The 17,940-nt window shown below is 60.0% G+C and carries 15 protein-coding genes and 2 pseudogenes; 12 read left to right on the forward strand and 5 right to left on the reverse strand.

The features are described from left to right. Window positions 1–250 precede the first annotated feature (250 nt). The 9 genes and pseudogenes from KBY08_RS21915 (at window position 251) to KBY08_RS26935 (ending at window position 9,944) form a co-directional block, all read left to right on the forward strand. Window positions 251–706, forward strand: coding sequence for a hypothetical protein (locus KBY08_RS21915; RefSeq protein ID WP_003407855.1), 456 nt, complete (start codon window positions 251–253; stop codon window positions 704–706). Between the two features lie 296 nt (window positions 707–1,002). After that, window positions 1,003–1,869: a formyltetrahydrofolate deformylase gene (gene purU / locus KBY08_RS21920; RefSeq protein WP_024661293.1), complete on the forward strand. Its 867-nt coding sequence runs from the start codon at window positions 1,003–1,005 to the stop codon at window positions 1,867–1,869. After that, window positions 1,866–2,768, forward strand: a complete 903-nt coding sequence (gene folD, locus KBY08_RS21925) for a bifunctional methylenetetrahydrofolate dehydrogenase/methenyltetrahydrofolate cyclohydrolase FolD (RefSeq protein WP_058399474.1) — start codon at window positions 1,866–1,868, stop codon at window positions 2,766–2,768. The genes purU and folD overlap by 4 nt, the downstream gene beginning before the upstream one ends. Beyond that, a complete protein-coding gene (locus tag KBY08_RS21930; protein WP_096126686.1) occupies window positions 2,750–3,991 on the forward strand; it encodes an FAD-dependent oxidoreductase in 1,242 nt (413 codons plus the stop codon). The genes folD and KBY08_RS21930 overlap by 19 nt, the downstream gene beginning before the upstream one ends. Before the next feature lie 13 nt (window positions 3,992–4,004). Next, window positions 4,005–4,310, forward strand: a complete 306-nt coding sequence (locus KBY08_RS21935) for a sarcosine oxidase subunit delta (protein ID WP_024638459.1) — start codon at window positions 4,005–4,007, stop codon at window positions 4,308–4,310. Further along, entirely contained in the window at window positions 4,307–7,213 is a 2,907-nt protein-coding gene (locus tag KBY08_RS21940; RefSeq protein WP_111522601.1) for a 2Fe-2S iron-sulfur cluster-binding protein, read from the forward strand. The genes KBY08_RS21935 and KBY08_RS21940 overlap by 4 nt, the downstream gene beginning before the upstream one ends. A gap of 3 nt (window positions 7,214–7,216) precedes the next feature. Beyond that, entirely contained in the window at window positions 7,217–7,789 is a 573-nt protein-coding gene (locus KBY08_RS21945) for a sarcosine oxidase subunit gamma (RefSeq protein ID WP_060405982.1), read from the forward strand. A gap of 370 nt (window positions 7,790–8,159) precedes the next feature. Next, window positions 8,160–9,086, forward strand: a pseudogene (locus KBY08_RS26930) (cache domain-containing protein); the annotation flags it as partial. A 129-nt stretch (window positions 9,087–9,215) separates the two neighbouring features. Next, the gene (locus KBY08_RS26935; protein ID WP_371134796.1) at window positions 9,216–9,944 is read left to right on the forward strand and encodes a methyl-accepting chemotaxis protein; all 729 of its coding nucleotides are present in this window, start codon (window positions 9,216–9,218) and stop codon (window positions 9,942–9,944) included. A gap of 90 nt (window positions 9,945–10,034) precedes the next feature. Here the strand turns inward: KBY08_RS26935 and KBY08_RS21955 are convergent, their stop codons facing one another. Beyond that, complete coding sequence (locus KBY08_RS21955) at window positions 10,035–10,925, reverse strand: LysR family transcriptional regulator (RefSeq protein ID WP_240875712.1); 891 nt, start codon at window positions 10,923–10,925, stop codon at window positions 10,035–10,037. Between the two features lie 107 nt (window positions 10,926–11,032). Between KBY08_RS21955 and KBY08_RS21960 the strand changes: the two genes are divergently transcribed. Together KBY08_RS21960 and KBY08_RS21965 are read left to right on the forward strand one after the other, a co-directional pair. Further along, complete coding sequence (locus tag KBY08_RS21960) at window positions 11,033–11,908, forward strand: MBL fold metallo-hydrolase (RefSeq protein ID WP_111522599.1); 876 nt, start codon at window positions 11,033–11,035, stop codon at window positions 11,906–11,908. Between the two features lie 123 nt (window positions 11,909–12,031). Next, the gene (locus tag KBY08_RS21965) at window positions 12,032–12,430 is read left to right on the forward strand and encodes a hypothetical protein (RefSeq protein WP_011267515.1); all 399 of its coding nucleotides are present in this window, start codon (window positions 12,032–12,034) and stop codon (window positions 12,428–12,430) included. A gap of 87 nt (window positions 12,431–12,517) precedes the next feature. On the opposite strand, the gene KBY08_RS26445 is transcribed toward KBY08_RS21965, so the two are convergent. The 4 genes and pseudogenes from KBY08_RS26445 to KBY08_RS21975 form a co-directional block, all read right to left on the reverse strand. After that, window positions 12,518–12,643 (reverse strand): hypothetical protein, encoded by a 126-nt coding sequence (locus tag KBY08_RS26445; protein ID WP_003315538.1) that lies wholly within the window; start codon window positions 12,641–12,643, stop codon window positions 12,518–12,520. Between the two features lie 64 nt (window positions 12,644–12,707). Beyond that, window positions 12,708–14,186, reverse strand: a complete 1,479-nt coding sequence (locus tag KBY08_RS21970) for a chemotaxis protein CheW (RefSeq protein ID WP_011267514.1) — start codon at window positions 14,184–14,186, stop codon at window positions 12,708–12,710. Continuing rightward, entirely contained in the window at window positions 14,183–14,809 is a 627-nt protein-coding gene (locus KBY08_RS26940; RefSeq protein WP_371134797.1) for a methyl-accepting chemotaxis protein, read from the reverse strand. Before KBY08_RS26940 ends, KBY08_RS21970 begins: the two co-directional genes overlap by 4 nt. Window positions 14,810–14,857: 48 nt before the next feature. After that, window positions 14,858–16,315, reverse strand: a pseudogene (locus tag KBY08_RS21975) (PAS domain-containing protein); the annotation flags it as partial. Window positions 16,316–16,938: 623 nt separating this feature from the next. On the opposite strand from KBY08_RS21975, the gene KBY08_RS21980 reads away from it, so the two are divergent. Beyond that, window positions 16,939–17,868, forward strand: coding sequence for a helix-turn-helix domain-containing protein (locus KBY08_RS21980; RefSeq protein WP_111522598.1), 930 nt, complete (start codon window positions 16,939–16,941; stop codon window positions 17,866–17,868). The last annotated feature ends 72 nt before the right edge of the window (window positions 17,869–17,940 follow it).

The following is a 17,940-nucleotide window of genomic DNA, read 5'->3' on the forward strand; positions in this document are numbered from 1 at the left end:
GTTTCAATGAGTGGCCGAGTTCGGTCAAGTCATAGCAAACAAGGTCGACGCCTTGGTCAGGCAGTCGGGATCAATCAAAGAACCCGTCCAGTAGAGGTGTACAGACCATTCCCCAAGAGCCTGACCATCGGATGCGTGCGCGAATATACAATTTTGTACAAAATAGATACATCAGGCTAAAGGCCCTGCTGTTGCGGGCCGATAGGCGTATTAGACAAGACTCCACAAATGCTTCGGGACCGGAACCTCAATGAAAATCACACCTTTCGACACCACTCCGATCATGAATATTCAGGTCGTGACCTCAACGCCAGCTTCGGTGACAGAAAGCTCCGCAGTATCCAGTGTCACACCTGCCGCTGCGAAGGTTCAGATCTCGAAAGAAGGTCAGGAAAAACTCGAAAGTGAAAAGAACGCAGACATCGATCAGTCCGGCCTGCCTGAGGACGTCAAGGAAGTCTTGAAAAACATCCGCAAGCTTCAGGATCAGATCGCTGAAAAGAACCAGGAATTGATGGAACTGCTGAACGACAAGACCCTGTCGGAAGATGAGAGGAAACGGCAGAGAGAGCTTTTGACGTCCACCATCAGAAGCATGCAATCAGCGTTGTCCCAAGCCACGAGCGCGCTGAATAACGCGATGTCGTCCAATAATATGGACTCCGACAGCCGTAGCCAGGCCAAGGGCCTGATCGGGATGAAATAGGCGTCACGCATCGACCGGGCCCTGAATATTTCCAGCGGGCGCAATGCTCCGCCGGAATAGCAGCTTGCCAGCACAGTAAAATCTGGCAACGCCGCGCGCCCCCCCAGAAACCCGCAATATTCCCTTTAGTAAACAAAGTTTCCAGAAACCTCTGGACGCTGGATTTCCTTTCGCCTATAAAACAGCCTTCAAGAATATTAAATTCCTGTAGAGAATTTTATTCGTCGACGAAAAACCTCTGCATCTGACCTTTTTCGCCCTGCGCCGAACTGCCGCCACCCTTCAGAGGACACGCCATGCAACACGAGAAGAACCATTTCATCCTGAAGATCAGCTGCCCGGCGACCTCCGGCATTGTCGCGGCGGTGACTTCCTACCTGGCTGGCAACAGCTGCTACATCGGTGAAATGGCCCAGTTCGACGATGAGTACAGCGGCACCTTTTTCATGCGCGCCGTGTTTCGTTTCAACGATGGTCATGAGGGTGACATCCAGCAGTTGAAAGCCGGCTTCGATGCCGTGGCCAGCGACTTTGCCATGCAGTGGGAGCTGCATGACACGCGCCGGCCGATGCGTGTGCTGCTGATGGTCAGCAAGTTCGATCACTGCCTGACCGACCTGCTGTACCGCTACCACAAGGGCGAGATGGACATGACCATCACCGCCATCGTCTCCAATCACCTGGATTTGCGACCGATGGCCGAGCGTGAGGGTATTCGCTTCATCTACCTGCCGGTGACCAGGGAAACCAAGGCCGCGCAGGAAGCCGCGCTGATGAAGGTGGTCGATGAAACCGGCACCGAGCTGGTGGTGCTGGCGCGCTACATGCAGATTCTCTCCGACGACCTGTGCCAGCAACTGGCGGGTCGGGCGATCAATATCCATCACTCGTTTCTGCCGGGCTTCAAAGGCGCCAAGCCCTACCATCAGGCTTACGAGCGCGGCGTGAAGCTGATCGGCGCCACCGCGCATTACGTCACCAGCGACCTGGACGAAGGCCCGATCATCGAGCAGGAAGTGCAGCGCGTCGATCACGTCTACCTGCCGGCCGACCTGGTCGCGGCGGGACGCAATAACGAAACCATCGCGCTCTCGCGGGCCGTCAAATATCACCTGGAGCACCGGGTGTTTCTCAACAAGGATCGAACGGTGGTGTTCCGATGAGCGCACACATCATCGACGGCAAGGCCACCGCCGCTCGCGTTCTGCAACAGGTCAGACACGATGTAGAAACCCTGAAGGCCGAAGGCATCGAACCGGCGCTGGCGGTCATTCTGGTCGGTAATGACGCGGCCAGTGAGGTCTACGTACGCAACAAGATCCTGCGCGCCGGGGAAGCCGGCATTCGCTCGCTGGAGCACCGCCTGCCGGCCGACAGCAGCCAGGCACGCTTACTGGCGTTGATTGCCGAATTGAACGCCGACAACACGGTAAACGGCATTCTCCTGCAACTGCCCTTGCCCGCTCACATCGATGAAAACCGCGTCCTGCAGGCTATCGACCCGGAAAAGGACGTTGACGGTTTTCACAGTGAAAACGTCGGTGGCCTGAGCCAGGGGCGCAACGTACTGACGCCCTGCACCCCCAGCGGTTGCCTGCACTTGCTGGAAGAAACCTGCGGCGATCTGAGCGGCAAGCATGCGGTGGTGATCGGTCGCTCCAACATCGTCGGCAAACCCATGGCCGCTCTGCTGCTGCAAGCGCATTGCTCGGTGACGGTGGTGCATTCGCGCAGTACCGACGCCAGGGCCTTGTGCCAGTTGGCCGACATCGTCGTGGCGGCGGTTGGCCGTCCGCGCCTTATCGATGCCAGCTGGCTCAAGCGCGGCGCGGTGGTGATCGACGTCGGCATCAACCGCATCGAGGACCATGGCCGCAGCCGCCTGGTGGGCGATGTGGATTTCGCCAGCGCCACCGAAGTCGCTGCTGCCATCACCCCGGTCCCCGGCGGGGTCGGCCCGATGACTATCGCCTTTCTGATGAAAAACACCGTGACTGCTGCCCTGCAGCAGGCCCACGCGCAACGCAGCCAACCGGAGGCCGTATGCCTTTCAACCTGTTGAAATACGGGCTCAGCTCGCAGTACCCGGTCGAGGTGGATCTGCCTGCGCCCAAGGAACTGAAGTCCTCCTACGACGTGGTGATCATCGGCGGCGGCGGGCATGGCCTGGCCACCGCTTACTACCTGTCGAAATACCACGGCATCACTAATATTGCCGTGCTGGAAAAAGGTTACCTGGGCGGCGGCAACACAGCGCGCAACACGGCGGTGATCCGCTCCAATTACCTGACCAGCGAAGGCGTGAAGTTCTATACCGAGTCGGTGAAGATGTTTCAGGGCCTGTCCAACGAGTTCGACTTCAACATCATGTACTCCGAGCGCGGCCAACTGACCCTGGCGCACACCGACGCCACGGTCAGGTCGTTCCGCCAGCGCGCCGAGGTCAACAAGCATTTCGGCGGCCGCACCGAGATGATCGATCGCCAGCAGATCCGCGAGCTGGTGCCGAGCCTCAATCTGGACCCCGGCCATCTGCCGGTGCTCGCCGGCCTGTGGCACATCGACGGTGGCACCGCCCGGCATGACGCGGTCGCCTGGGGTTACGCCAAGCAGGCGGCCAAGCGTGGAGTGGAGATTCATCAACTGACCGAAGTGCAGGAACTAGTGATCGAGAACGGCACCCTCACTGCGGTGAAGACCAATCGCGGCACCATCCAATGCGGCTGCGCCGTGCAGGCGGTGGCGGGCATGAGTTCGCAGATGATGAAGAAGGCCGGGATTCGTTCGCCGATCCAGACTTTCCCGCTGCAAGCGATGGTCACGCAACCCTTCAAACCCTTTCTCGACCCGCTGGTGAGCTCGTCCGCCCTGCACTGCTATGTGCAGCAGACCAGCCGTGGCGAAGTGGTGTTTGGCGGTGGCTCTGATCCCTACCCGTTGTTCAACAGCCGCTCGACGCTGGAGCTCAAGGAAAGCCTGCTGGCCCACGCCATCGAGATGTTTCCGTTTCTGGCCAACGCCAAACTGATGCGCCAATGGGCCGGGATCACCGACATGACCCCGGATTACAGCCCGATCATGGGCCTTTCGCCGGTCCGGAATTACTACCTGGACGCGGGCTGGGGCACCTGGGGCTTCAAGGCCACACCGATCTGCGGCAAGACCATGGCCGAACTGGTGGCCAGCGGCGGCAAAGTGCCCGAGTTGATCAGGCCGTTCGCGCTCGAGCGCTTCTCGACCTTTCAGCAAGTCAACGAAATGGGCGCAACAGCGGCCAGCCACTGACGGAGAGCGACACATGAAAATCATGACCTGCCCGCTCAACGGGCCGCGCAACATCAGCGAGTTCACCTACGGCGGAGAATTCAAACACATGCCCGACCCGCAAACCTGCAGCGACAGCGAGTGGGCCGATTACGTGTTCAACAGTGAGGACACGCTGGGCGTGGTGCGCGAGTGGTGGATGCACACCCCCTCCAGCTACTGGTTCCTGGCCGAGCGCCACACTGGCAGCGACGAGATCATCCGCACCTTCGACCCACGCGAACTATTTACCGTACGTATCGACTTCGCCCCTCTCGCCTCCAAGGAGATCGCAGGATGACCACCCCCGCCCGCCTGCCCGCGCCCATGGGCCTGCTGATCGATCGCACCCGGCCGCTCACGTTCAGCTTCGATGGCAAAACCTATCAGGGCCTGCAGGGCGACAGTATTGCCAGTGCCCTGCTGGCCAACGGTCGCTTCCTGCTTTCGCGGTCGTTCAAGTACCACCGCCCGCGCGGCCCGCTGACCATGGCCGGGCAGGATGCCAACAGCCTGATCCAGTTGCCTCACGAGCCCAACGTAATGGCCGACACCGTTGCCCTGCAGGAAGGCTTGCAGGCCTCAGGCCAGAACTTCACCGGCTCGCTGGACAACGATCGGGACGCGTACCTGGGCAAGTTCTCGAAGTTCATGCCGGTGGGCTTCTACTATCGCTCGTTCTACAAGCCCAAGGGCATGTGGAAGGTCTGGGAGCCGATCATTCGCAAGAAGGCCGGCCTTGGCGTGCTGGACCTGACCTTCCAGCCCGAGTACTACGACAAGGCCTACCTGTTCACTGATCTGGCGGTGATTGGCGCAGGACCTGCCGGCTTGCAGGCGGCACTGAGCGCCGCCAATGCCGGCGCCAAGGTGCTGCTGATCGAACAGCAGCCCATCCTCGGCGGTTCACTGGCGTATGCCCGCTTCGATGTCGACGGCCTGCGCGCCGAGCAACTGCGGCGTGAACTGGTCGCTGCGGTAGAAGCACATGACAATATCCAGGTGCTCAAACAGGCGACCTGCAATGCCTGGTTCACCGACAACTACCTGCCGGTGATTCAGGGCAAGCGTTTGTACAAGGTGCGCGCCACGCAGTGCCTGGTGTGCAGTGGCTCGTTCGATCAGCCAGTGATTTTCCGCAACAACGACCTCCCCGGCGTGATGCTGACCAGTGCTGCACAGCGTCTGATCAAGTTGTACGCCGTCAAGCCCGGCAAACGCGCGGTGGTGCTGACCGGCAATGATGACGGTTACCTCGCCGCACTGGATTTGCACGATCAGGGCGTCGACGTGGTTGCAGTGGCCGACATGCGCAGCAGCCCGTCGGACCGGACGCTGCGGCTTGCGCTGGAGAAGCGCGGCATCGTCTGCCACGTGAACACAACGGTCTATGAAGCGCTGCATGAGAAAGGCATGCGCCATGTGAGCGGCGCCGAGCTGCGCAAGATCACCGGCCAGGGGCAGGTGGCGAACAGCGGTTCGCGTGTCGACTGCGACTTGCTGTGCATGTCCGGCGGCTATATGCCGGTCTACCAGTTGTTGTGTCAGGCCGGCGGCAAGCTGGCCTATGACGATGAACAGGCCGAATTCGCCATCAGTAGCCTGCCGCAGAACCTGGGCATCGCGGGCTCGGTCAACGGTTACCACGCGCTGGACAATGTACTGGCCGATGCCGCGCATGCCGCCGCCAGCGTGGTCTCGGCACTGGGCCTGACCTCGGCTGACACCCCAGCCGCGCTGCGCAGTGAAGCGCAGGTCAACTTCGCCTGGCCGATCTTCCCGCACCCTGACGGCAAGGATTTTGTCGACTTCGACGAAGACCTTCAGGTACGCGATATCGTCAATGCCACGCGCATCGGCTATCGCGACATCCAGTTGGTAAAACGCTATTCCACGGTAGGCATGGGCCCGTCACAAGGTCGTCACTCGGCACTGCCGACCGCACGACTGGTGGCCGCTTCGACCCAGCGCAGTATCAGTGAAACCGGCGTGACCACAGCCCGGCCGCCCTTCGAGGCAGAGAAACTGGCACACGTTGCAGGCCGTGCCTTTGATCCGTATCGGCAGACACCCATGCACCAGCGTCATGTGCAGGCAGGCGCGAAAATGATGCCTGCCGGGATCTGGCAGCGTCCGGCGTTCTATGGCAAACCCTCGCAACGCGATGCCTGCATGCAGCAGGAAGCGCTGCACGTGCGCAACAAGGTCGGCATCATCGACGTGTCGACACTCGGCGGCCTGGACGTACGCGGCCCCGACGCCGCCGAGCTGCTCAACCGCCTGTATACCTTCGCCTTTCTCAAACAGCCGGTCGGGCGTTCGCGTTATGCGCTGATGACCAACGAGCAAGGCGTGGTCATCGACGACGGCGTTTGCGCGCGCTTTGCCGACCAGCATTTCTACGTCACCGCCACCACCAGCGGTGTGGATCGCATTTATCAGCAGATGCTCAAGTGGAATGCCCAGTGGCGTCTGAACGTGGACATCACCAACGTCACGGCGGCCATTGCTGCGGTCAACGTGGCGGGCCCGGATTCGCGCAAGGTGCTGGAGCAGGTCTGTACCGACCTTGATCTGTCTGCCGCAGGCTTCCCTTATCTTGGCGTGCGCCTGGGCACGGTCGCCGGCATCAAGGCGCGGCTGTTGCGGGTCGGTTTCGTCGGCGAACTGGGCTACGAGATCCACGTCCCCGCTCGTCACGCGCTGAGGCTCTGGGATGCACTTGTCGAGGCTGGCAAGGCCTTCGACATGCGTCCGTTCGGCGTCGAGACGCAACGGCTGTTACGTCTGGAAAAAGGCCACGTCATCATCAGTCAGGACACCGATGGCATGACCCATCCGGCCGAGATCGACATGGGTTGGGCGGTCAGCCGCAGCAAGCCTTTCTTCGTCGGCCGCCGCTCGGTGGACATCCTCGAAGCCCAGCCGCAGAAGCGCAAGCTGGTTGGCTTCACCTTGCCCAAAGCCAGCCCGCTGCCGCTTGAGGGGCATCTGGTGCTCAAAGGCCCGGACATCAGTGGCAACGTGACGTCCTGCGAGTACTCCTCGACCCTGGGCATGATCATCGGCATGGCCTATGCCGCGTTCGACCAGAGCACACCCGGCCAGCAGATTCCGATCCGCGTCGAAGACGGTGTGGTGGTTCAGGCAACCGTCGTCAAACTGCCGTTCTTCGACCCTGAAAACCAGCGCCAGGAGCTCTGACCCATGACCAGCCTTATCCAGAACAGTCCTGTCGGCGCCAACCCGCGGGCCTTGTGCACACTGCAAGACCTGACCGATCGGCCACGCGTGGGATTTCGCGGCACGCAAAGCGCTGACTACCTGACGGCACGCGGTTTCAGCCTGCCCGAGGCACCGAACCGAGCCATCACACAGGCGGACGGCAGCCAGGTCGCACGCCTTTCGCAGACCGAATACCTGCTGCTGGGCAGCCCGCTGGATGACGGGCAGCGCATCGCCGATGAAGAAGCTCGCTGGGAGCTGGACCACAGCGCCAACTACCTGCTGCCGCGCGAAGACAGCCATGCCTGGCTGCAACTGAGTGGCGAGTGTATCGCCGAGGTGATGGCCAAACTGTGTGGCGTGGATCTGCGCCCGGGGGCTTTTGCTCCCGGTTCGGTGGCGCAGACCTCGGCAGCGCGCATCAATGTGATCGTCATCAACCTCGGCGCGCAGGCCGAACCCTGTTTCCAGATCCTCTTTGACCGGGCTTCACTGGCTTACTTTAAGGACGCAATGCTGGATGCCATGACCGAGTTTGGAGGGCGCTACGTATGAACAACAGGTTACTGCATCAGTGAGCAAAGGTCGTTTCGTGCTCATGAACGACAACAAGTGTCTGTTACCGCCACGCCGCCTAAAGAATGCTGGCATAAAGCCGTTGAACTGTTGGTAGACCATAAGAGCGCCCTTCAGGCCAACGCCTCGGGGCGCAGACTGTACCCATGCAGCGCCCAACACTTGCGGCAGTAACGGACATCCCGGAGCTCGAATGAATATCAAACAAAAATTGACGTGGGCGTTCGCAGTCATTGCGTGCTTGCCCATATTAGTCGTCGCCGCCATCGTGGTCGTGAACCTGCGTGACAAGGCGACCAGTGATTTCGTGGACAGCAGCGCGCGTGAAATTCGCCAGGTCGACAACGCCATGCAGCTGTTTTTCGACGGCATTACGCAGAACGTCAATTACATCGCGGCGCACCCGCTGATCGCCGGGGCGAGCGACGATTTCCGCAACTACATGGGCGCAACGCCTCCTCCGCAGTCCGAGAATGACAGGCAGGCGACCGAGCTGTTCGCCAGTATCGCCAAGGCTCACCCGGCCTACTCCTACGTCTCTTATGGTCTGATCAACGGCAGCTACATCATGACGCCGGAAGACCCGAAAATGAGCAACTACGACCCGCGTGTGCGGCCGTGGTACAAGACTGCAATGGCCAATGCCGGCAAGACTGTGCGCAGCGATGCCTATTACTGGGCCAACGACGATGCTGTACTGGTCAGCACCATCCGGGCGATTCCCAACAAACTGGGCAACCCTGGCGGCGTGGTCAATATCGACGTATCGCTCAAGCAGCTGACCAACATCGTCAAGCAGATCAAACTGGGCGAAAGCGGCTATCTGATGCTGATGGAAAAGAACGGCACGGTGCTGGTCGATCCCAAACAGCCCGAGCACAATTTCAAGAAACTGGGTGAACTGGGCGACGGCTTCAGCGAGCTGGCGAAAACCGCCAGTGGTCTGGTCGAGGTGACACTCAACGGCGAACGTTACATGGCCAACGTTTACTCGTCCGAACAACTGGGCTGGAACTTCATCGGCCTGATCAAACAGGACGAAGTGATGGCCTCGGCCACCCGCCTGACCTGGTTGATCGGCATCATCGCGGCGGTGCTGGCGGTGGTCTTTGCGATTGTCGGTGCCAGTTTTGCCCGCGTTATCGTGCGTCCGATCCACAGCGTTTCCAGCGGCCTGGAAGGCATCGCGGGCGGTGAAGGCGATCTGACTCAGAACCTCGCCGTGCGCGGCAAGGATGAAACCGCGCAACTGGCGGGCTGGTTCAACAAGTTCCTGACCGCGATTCGCAGCCTGATCCAGCACATCGGTCAGGCCGCCGGGAAGATTCTCGAAGCCTCACACAGCTCGACACGTGTCTCCAACGACATGGCCGAAGCTGCTGGCCGGCAGCGCGAAGCGGTGGATATGGTCTCCACGGCGTTTCATGAAATGGTCGCCACCTCCAATGAAGTCGCCCGCTCCTGCAGCCAGGCCGCCGACTCGGCAGACAACGGTCAGCAACAGGCGCGTGAAGGTCAGCGGCAGATCGACGATGCGGTGCGCAGCGTCGACCAGCTCAGCGAAGAACTCACCCGCTCGGCCAAGGACATGACGCAACTGGAAAAAGACAGCGCAGGCATTCAGTCGATCCTCAACACCATCCGCTCGATTGCCGAGCAGACCAACCTGCTGGCGCTCAACGCCGCCATCGAGGCAGCACGTGCGGGCGAACAGGGCCGCGGCTTCGCCGTCGTAGCCGACGAAGTCCGCGCACTGGCCAAACGCACCTCGGACTCGACCGCCGAAATCGACAGCCTGCTGGGCAACCTGGCCAAACGTACTGCCTCGGTGGCGCAACAGATGCATGCCAGCCTCGACGTGTCGCAGCAGTCGGTGACCAAGATCGGACAGGCACGCAGCAGCTTCGGGCAAATCCGTGAGTCAGTGGATGTGATTCGCGACATGAACACCCAGATCGCAACTGCCGCCGAAGAACAGCATCAGGTGGCCGAAGACATCAACCGGCACATCAGCCAGATCCATGGTGATGCGCAGTTGATCGCTCAACTCTCGGACTCGGCCCGCGCGGATTCCAGAAGTCTGGAGATGCTGTCCAGCGAACTGGACGGCCTGGTACGCAAGTTCAAGACCTGATACCGCGCACACGGAGCGTGAGGAACGATGGGCATCCCCTATCGTGCCCATGCTCCACGCGGGCATGCCGTTCTGGACGCAGCAGGTGATCTAATCTCCGTCCCTCTCAAACCATTCAGTCAGAAAATCCAGAAAAGTGCGCAGCGTTGCCGACTGGTGGTGCCGCGAAGTGTAGATCGCGTGTATCCCCAGTGCCCGTGGCTGGTACTCCGGCATCAGGGCGATCAGCTTGCCGCTCGCAATCAGCGGCGCTGCCGAATGCACCGGTTGCAGGCTGATACCGGCGCCCGCCACTGCGGCCTCCAGCAGCACCACTGAATCGTTGGCACTGAGGTTGCCACCGACCGGCACACTGAGCGGCATCTGCTGGCGGGTAAATTCCCAGAGGCTTTTGCCGAAGTACGAATAGGTCAGGCAGTTGTGAGCAGACAGTTCCTGCGGCCTGGACGGTGTGCCGTGCACGGCAAGATAGGCTGGAGCAGCGCACACCACCGAAGCGCACTGCCCCAGCGGACGGGCAATTACATTGGGGTCCAATTGATTAGTGATGCGGATCGCCAGATCGATTCGCTCGCTGACCAGATCCACGGCCTCGTTACCGATAAGCAGGTCTGCCGAGGTGCCGGGATAGCGTTGCAGGTAAGCCGTCACCGCGGGTGCCAGAACGGCCAGGGCCAGTGACTGCGAACAGGCGATGCGCAGCATGCCGCGCGGCTCGTCGACTTGCGTATCGGCCGCCAGCGGCACCGCGTCGGCAAGCTCGACCAATTGCTGACAACGCAACAACGTCACCTGCCCGGGGGCGGTCAGGCCGAGCTTGCGCGTGGTCCGGTGCAGCAATCGTGCTCCGGCCCAGCGCTCCATCTGCGCCAGATACCGCGTGACCATTGCCCGAGACATATCCAGCGCCTCGGCGGCGGCAATGAGGCTGCCCCTGTCGTTGATGGCGATGAATACCCGCGCCGCTATGATCCGATCCACGATTCGTCCGATATAAGCAATCAATAGTTGCCAATACTGAGGCTTTTGTTTCAGCTGAGGCAACCTAAGATAACCACCTCAGTCCTGCCCGAACGAAGGTCGTACCCATGTTGCGTAAATCCCTGCTTGCCCTGTCCTTCGCTGCTCTGTTCCCTCTCGCAGCCCAGGCCGCCGCCCCCTTGGCCATCGAGGTGTACAACCCGGCTGAAAAAGCCGTCTTCCCGGTGTCATCCGAACTGATCACCGGCAAGCATGACGCGGTGCTCATCGATGCGCAGTTCCAGCGCAACGACGCCGAGGCCCTGGTGCAGAAGATCAAGGCCAGCGGCAAGCAACTCACCACGGTCTACATCAGCCACAGTGACCCGGACTACTACTTCGGTCTGGACGTCATCAAAGCTGCGTTCCCCAAAGCGAAGATCGTTGCCAGCGCGCCTACCGTGAAGGCGATCAAGGCGTCGATGCAGGGCAAACTTGCCTACTGGAGCCCGATTCTCAAGGACAATGCGCCAGCCAGCCTGGTTGTGCCGGAAGTACTCAAGGGCGACCACCTGACGCTTGAAGGCCAACCGTTGCAGATCAAAGGCCTGAACGGCCCGGCCCCCGAGCGCAGCTACGTATGGATTCCCTCCCTCAAGGCGGTAGTCGGTGGTGTCGTGGTCTCCAGCGGCATCCATGTCTGGATCGCTGACACGCAAAGCACGAAATCGCGTCAGGACTGGCTCGCGACACTCAAGGGCATCGAGGCGCTGAAACCGGCCACCGTAATTCCGGGTCATTACCTGGGCAAGATTCCGTCAGGCACCCAGGCTGTGACATTCACCGCCGACTACCTGAAGTCCTTCGAAGAACAGGCCGCCAAAGCCAAGGATTCCACCACCCTGATCGACGCCATGCAGAAAGCCTGGCCGCAACTGGCCGAGCCGGCTTCGCTGGAGATGAGCGCAAAAGTCATCAAGGGCGAGATGAAGTGGCCGAATTGATCCGGCACCTGTAAGGCCCCGGCGGAGCGCTGCGAATATCGGCAGGGGCCAGGCTTTTTAACTGCGCGGCGCATATGCACTCAGCTATGGTCAGACGCCCATATCAGTCGCTATGCTGCGCCCATGAACGCGCCTTTGAAAATCCGTAACCCTTGCCCGCCCGGCGCTTGCGACTGCAAGCGCGAGCTGCTGGACGCGGAAGGTGCAGACCTGCGGATTCTGCTGCTGTCTCGCGACGCAGAGAAAAGCCTGCTGGATCGCCTGGAGCGTATCGACAGTCTGGAAGACCTTGAGCACATGCAGCGCAAGATTTTCCAGCAACTGGGCGTGCGTGTCGACGTCGCGCCGGGCTTCAATGAAGTGCGCACCATGCGCGGCATCAGCATTGTCGTCGAGGAAAAGGTCGGGCTGTGTCGCAAGACGCGCCAATCGATACCCGCCGCCATCCGCCGCGCCCTGGAAGCACGTCCACAAATCGCCTATCAGTTGCTCAACGCCAACGACCTGCTGCGCGATGCGTGAGTCGAGACAAAGCCCAGTCAGGCTTTCAGAAATGACAACGCCCGGCCTGAACAGACCGGGCGTCACGTGAACACTACCGCAGGCTGATCAGCAAACCCCAGGCGGGATGCCGTCCTTGTTGAAGTCTTTCAGGCGTTCCTTTTCCTCGGGCGTCGAGTGCGCGGGCACATCGCTTTGCGGTTCCGGTTTTTTCTCGTCTTTCTTGTCAGTCATGGTCGTTGACTCCGCTGGTGGACACTCAAATAAGGCCACGCGCGGCGCATTCGGTTCAGACTGATTACACCGCGCGGCGCTGATCGACGTTGCATTCCAGTTGTCTGGCCAGGCCCTGCAGATCGAGCAGGGTCGCGCGCCAGCTGCGCTCCTGACTGCCGACGCTGACCAGCGAACGGACCCGGTCATTGACCGAAATGCCCTTGCCGGTACTGGCTTGCCAGCCTTGTTCCAGCATGGCCGGATCGAACTGATTGAAGGCGTCGATCGCATCGACGCGGTTCACGGCAAAACCGAAGCACAGCCGCTCGCCACGCACGATCAATACACGCGACGCTTCGCCCTGGACCTGTGCCCCTTCGCCCAACAGGCTGCTCAGGCAGATCAGCGGCACCTGTTCGCCGCGCAGATTGAACTGTCCCAGCAAATGCGTTTCCGGCTGCGACAGGCCGATCAGTTGCTGCGGCATGCTCATGATTTCCACGATCTGGCTCAACGGTGCGACGAAGCGGGTCGGCGCATCGAACAGCAGGCAGGCGTGGCGCAGCATGGCCTTGGTCACATCGTGCGAGGCCTGGGCAGGTTTGACGTCGTGTTGGTAAACCTGGGTGTAGCTTTTGACTTCCGGACGCTGCAACAGCATCGGATGATCAAGCAACAAGGCTTGCTGCCCCTCCTCCAGGTTCATTACCCCGGCGAGCAGCTCTGGATGCGGCAGGCCATAGCCCGGCGCCGCCAACAGACTGTCCGGATCCTGACGCTGAATGGCGACCATGCGGTCGTAGCCGAACCCGCAGACCCGCCCGTCCGGCGCAGTCAACAGCAGCAACTGCGGCTTGGACGTCTGACGCTGGTGGTCCAGGCCAAGCACTTCGGACAGGTTGAGCGCCGGGACCTTGGTGCCACGCACCGAGGTGACGCCAAAGCAGCAGTCACTGGCAAAATCCGACGCCGTGATCTCGGGTTCGTCCACCAACTCGGTCACAACGCTGGCATCGATACAGAAGTTACGGCCGTCGCACTCGAACACCAGGTAATGCAGCAAACGGTTCTTGGCGGCCAGCGCCTCGTCCTTGAGCACTTGCGCGTTGGGATCGGCAGCGAACAGTACGCCTGGCAAACCACTCATGAAGGCAAGATCAAGCTTGTAGATCATCCGCGACTCTTCAGAGCCGAGCAGCAGAGAGGGCAGCAGCCCGACAGCGCTGCCCTCGGGCCCCAGTGGGCTGAACTGAGAATCACGGGCCTTGAGAATGTCGCACACCGCATCGATCGCCAGCCCGAGGTAACCGCCGCCATACTTGAGAATCGCGACCAGTGGCGTCGGCGAAGACATATCGCCGCCCTCCGCCAGTTGAGCCCGCAGGTCGACCAATGGCACCGGTTTGCCACGCAAGGTAAACACCCCGCGCAGCGCTCCCCGGGTCAACGGATGGGGATTCAGATCAGCGGGCCAGTGCACGGCCTCCATCAACGCATCGGCAACCACCGCCAGATACACGCCATTGATCTGCACGACGCCATAGGCATTCAGGCTGCTCATGCAGGTTGTCCGATGGATACCTTGTTCAGCGTTTCGGTATAGCCAGTCAGGTTGGCTTTATGCAGCTCGACAATCAGGGTCTCGACTTCCTGCGCCGACAGGCGTTGCTTCTCGGTTGCAGTATTGATCCCGTCGATCGCCTGGGTGGTCTGCATCACGCCTTCCACGATGTGTTCGAAGGCTTCGCCGGCACTGCGCGAAATCTCGTTGCCCGACTCGATCCGGCTGACCGTTTCCAGAATCAGCTTGTTGATTTCCTTGGTCGCACGCGAGGACTTCTCGGCCAGCTTGCGCACCTCGTCGGCGACTACCGAAAAGCCCAGGCCATGCTCACCGGCCCTGGCCGCTTCGATGGCCGCGTTGAAGGCCAGCATGTTGGTCTGACTGGCGATCTCGCTGATCACCTGAATGATGTCCTGAATGCCCTCGGCGGACTTGGCAATCATGCCCATCGCGTCGGACGCCTTGACCAGCGTCTGCGAACCGGAACTGGCCTGCTCACGCGTCATTCTGGCCAGATCGGTGGCTGTCTCGGTGCTTTGTGCGACGTAGGAAATGGCGTTCATCAGTGCTTTCACCGACTCGCCCATGGCGCGGGTCTTGGCCTCTATCGCCTGTTCCATCTCGACTTGACGGGTAATATCAGTGGCGAATTTCACCACTTTGAACGGCAAGCCGTCGTGGTCGAAAATCGGGCTGTACGTCGCCTGAATCCAGATTTTCTGCCCGTATTTGCTGACACGCATGAAGCGCCCGGAGTAGAACTCGCCCTGCCCCAGCCCGTGCCAGAACTCACGGTACTCGGTGCCACGCACATACTCTTCCTCACAGAAGATACGGTGATGCTTGCCTTTGATTTCCAGCAGGCCATAACCCAGCGCTTTGAGGAAGTTGGCATTGGCGGTGATGATGTTGCCGGCCATGTCGAATTCGATGACGGCCTGGGCGCGGTCGATGGCATTCACCTTGCCCTGGTCCTCGACGCTGGTTTCCTTGGCCACAGTCACGTCGAGCGCGAACTTGACGATCTTGTAGGGTTTGCCCTGTGCATCGAAAATCGGGTTGTAGGTGGCCTGAATCCAGATCTCCTTACCGTCCTTGCGCTTGCGCTTGTATTCGTTGGCGTCGTACTCGCCGCGCCCCAGCTTCTCCCAGAGCTCACGATACTGCAGGCTGCTGACGAATTCCTCGGAGCAGAACATACGGTGGTGTTCACCGACGATTTCATCGAGTTCGTAGCCGAATACCGCCAGAAAATTGCGATTGGCGTGCAGCACCTTGCCCGTCAGATCGAATTCGATCACCGCCTGAGAACGTTCGATGGCCGTTACCTTGCCTGCGGACTCAGCCTGACGAATGCGGCTCTCGGTCACATCGTTGGCGAACTTCACGACCTTGTAAGGACGACCATCCGGGTCGAAGATCGGGTTGTACGTCGCGCTGATCCACAGCTCGCGACCGTTCTTGCCGATGCGCTTGTATTCGCCTGAGTCATACTCGCCACGTTCCAGCTTGGCCCAGAAGGCACGATATGCAGGGCTGTTCAGGTAGTCGTCTTCGCAGAACATGCGATGGTGCTGACCCTGAATCTCGTCCAGACGATAGCCCAGGACCTGGAGAAAGTTTTCGTTGGCGTTGAGCACGCGACCGTTCAGGTCGAACTCGATGATGCCCTGCGAGCGATCGATGGCCGCAACCTTGCCTTCGTACTCGGCATTGGACTTGCGTTGCGCAGTGACGTCTGTGGCGAACTTCACCACCTTGAACGGGTTGCCCTGCTCGTCGAACACCGGGTTATAAGTCGCCTGCAACCAGATCTCGCGCCCGTTCTTGCCCAGGCGCTTGTACTGCCCTTCGTCGAAAGCGCCCTTGCCGAGTTTTTCCCAAAACGTCACATATTCGACGCTGGATGCATGTTCCGGCGTGCAGAACATGCGGTGATGCCGACCTTGGACCTCATCCAGCCGATAACCGACGCAATCCAGAAAATTGGTATTGGCCCGCAGGATATTGCCATCAAGATCGAACTCGATCATCGCCTGGGAGCGGTCAATGGCCGTCATCAGCGAGTGAAGATCAAGTTCCAGCCCGGCCTTGTCCCTGTGGGTGGTTTCAATTGTGGTCGACATGTGGAAATACTCTGCGAGTAAGCATCTATGGAAGTATTGTTATAAAGCGCCGGTTTCCGCGAGCCCTGTCAGACACACCGATGTGTGGACTATGGAGGCTGCCGATCAAGCCGGTTAATCGTCTTTCTCAATGCCGTCCATAGCGCAAACTGCAGTTCATCAGCGTCGGATGGAATGACCGACTCCACTTGGCAGGTAGCTGTAGCATTAACATCGGCATCAAACGGAACAGCTTTAGGGCAACTGGTTCGCCACCACACACACAGACACCCCTTGGCCTGGCCGGTAGTCGGCTAAGCGCGCCTGGTACACCATTCCTTTACCTGCTTTGAACAACTCGCCGTCATCAGTAATAGAACCAGATGACAAGAATGACTGCGCCAGTCCAGCCCAGGGTCAGCAAGAAGGAAAGTCCAGCAAGACGCGGATCCATGGAACTCCTGTTCTGGAAGGCTTGGATAAGCAGAGCGCAGCATACGTAGGCCTATATCGGCCGGATCACCGACATATCAATTATTTTCGTCACACTGGAGCACTGTAGACGCAGGGGTCTTGCTCTGGATCAACGTCTGATAACCTTGAAGCCGATCACTTCGTGAAAAACGCTCTTCGCAGAGGCAGACATGGCCATGATTTTCCCAGTCGAACCACTACGACCCGAGGATCGTTTCGACGCCTGGCAGGAGGTTGTGAGTTCGACGTATGGCCTGGTCGCCAGCCAGCCCCTGAACGAAGCGCCGTTTGACGGCAGACTGAACGTCAGGGGTCAGGGTAGCGTTACTTTCACCCGGATCCAGTCATCCCCCCTGCATTACCGGCGCTTGCAGCAAGACAGGGAAAGCGATCACTTCCTCCTCACGCTCTCTTTGTGTCCCGACGCGGTTGTCGTGCAGAACGACAGGGAGTCCCGGCAAGGCGCTGGCGATATCGTCCTTTACGATAGCGCACAGCCTTACGCATGCCGTTACCCCGAAGGGGACGATCAGATTGTCCTGACGGTGCCCCGCAAGCTGTTGCTGCAACACATCCCCAGTGCCGAACGACTGGTGTGCCGGACGCTGGATGGCCATTCGGCATTGGGTCGTGTTGCCGCCGTCGTGTTGACCGAAGCCTGGAACGCAGAGGGTTTATCGGACCCGCTGAGCGAACGACTCAATGCATCACTGCTGGACTTACTGTCTACCGCCTTCGACTCGGTGTTTGGCGACACCGATATCCGACGTCAGTCTCATCAAATGCAGCAACTGCAGCGCATCAAGCAGTTCCTGCTGAATAATCTGCCCGACACAGGGCTGACGGCCGAAAACATTGCCTTGGCGACTCATGTCTCCCCACGCACACTCAATCGACTGTTCGCACAGGAAGGCACTACGGCCATTCGCTGGCTCTGGCAGCAAAGGCTTTCGGCGTGCCATGACGCACTGCTCAAACGCCACGTTCGCCGGGTCAGCGACGCTGCGCTGAATTTCGGCTTCACCAACCTCTCGCATTTCAGTCGAGCCTTCAAAAACGCTTATGGCATTCCTCCCCAGCAGTTGCTGGAGCCACGATAAGACGACTGGCGTCTTCGGCACAGCGATTGACCGTTCAGGCAAAGCACGCCGCATCCGGGTCGATCAGTATCA

It is taken from the genome of Pseudomonas sp. P135 (genome assembly GCF_020312125.1).
In the GTDB taxonomy this organism is placed as follows: Bacteria; Pseudomonadota; Gammaproteobacteria; order Pseudomonadales; family Pseudomonadaceae; genus Aquipseudomonas; species Aquipseudomonas fragariae.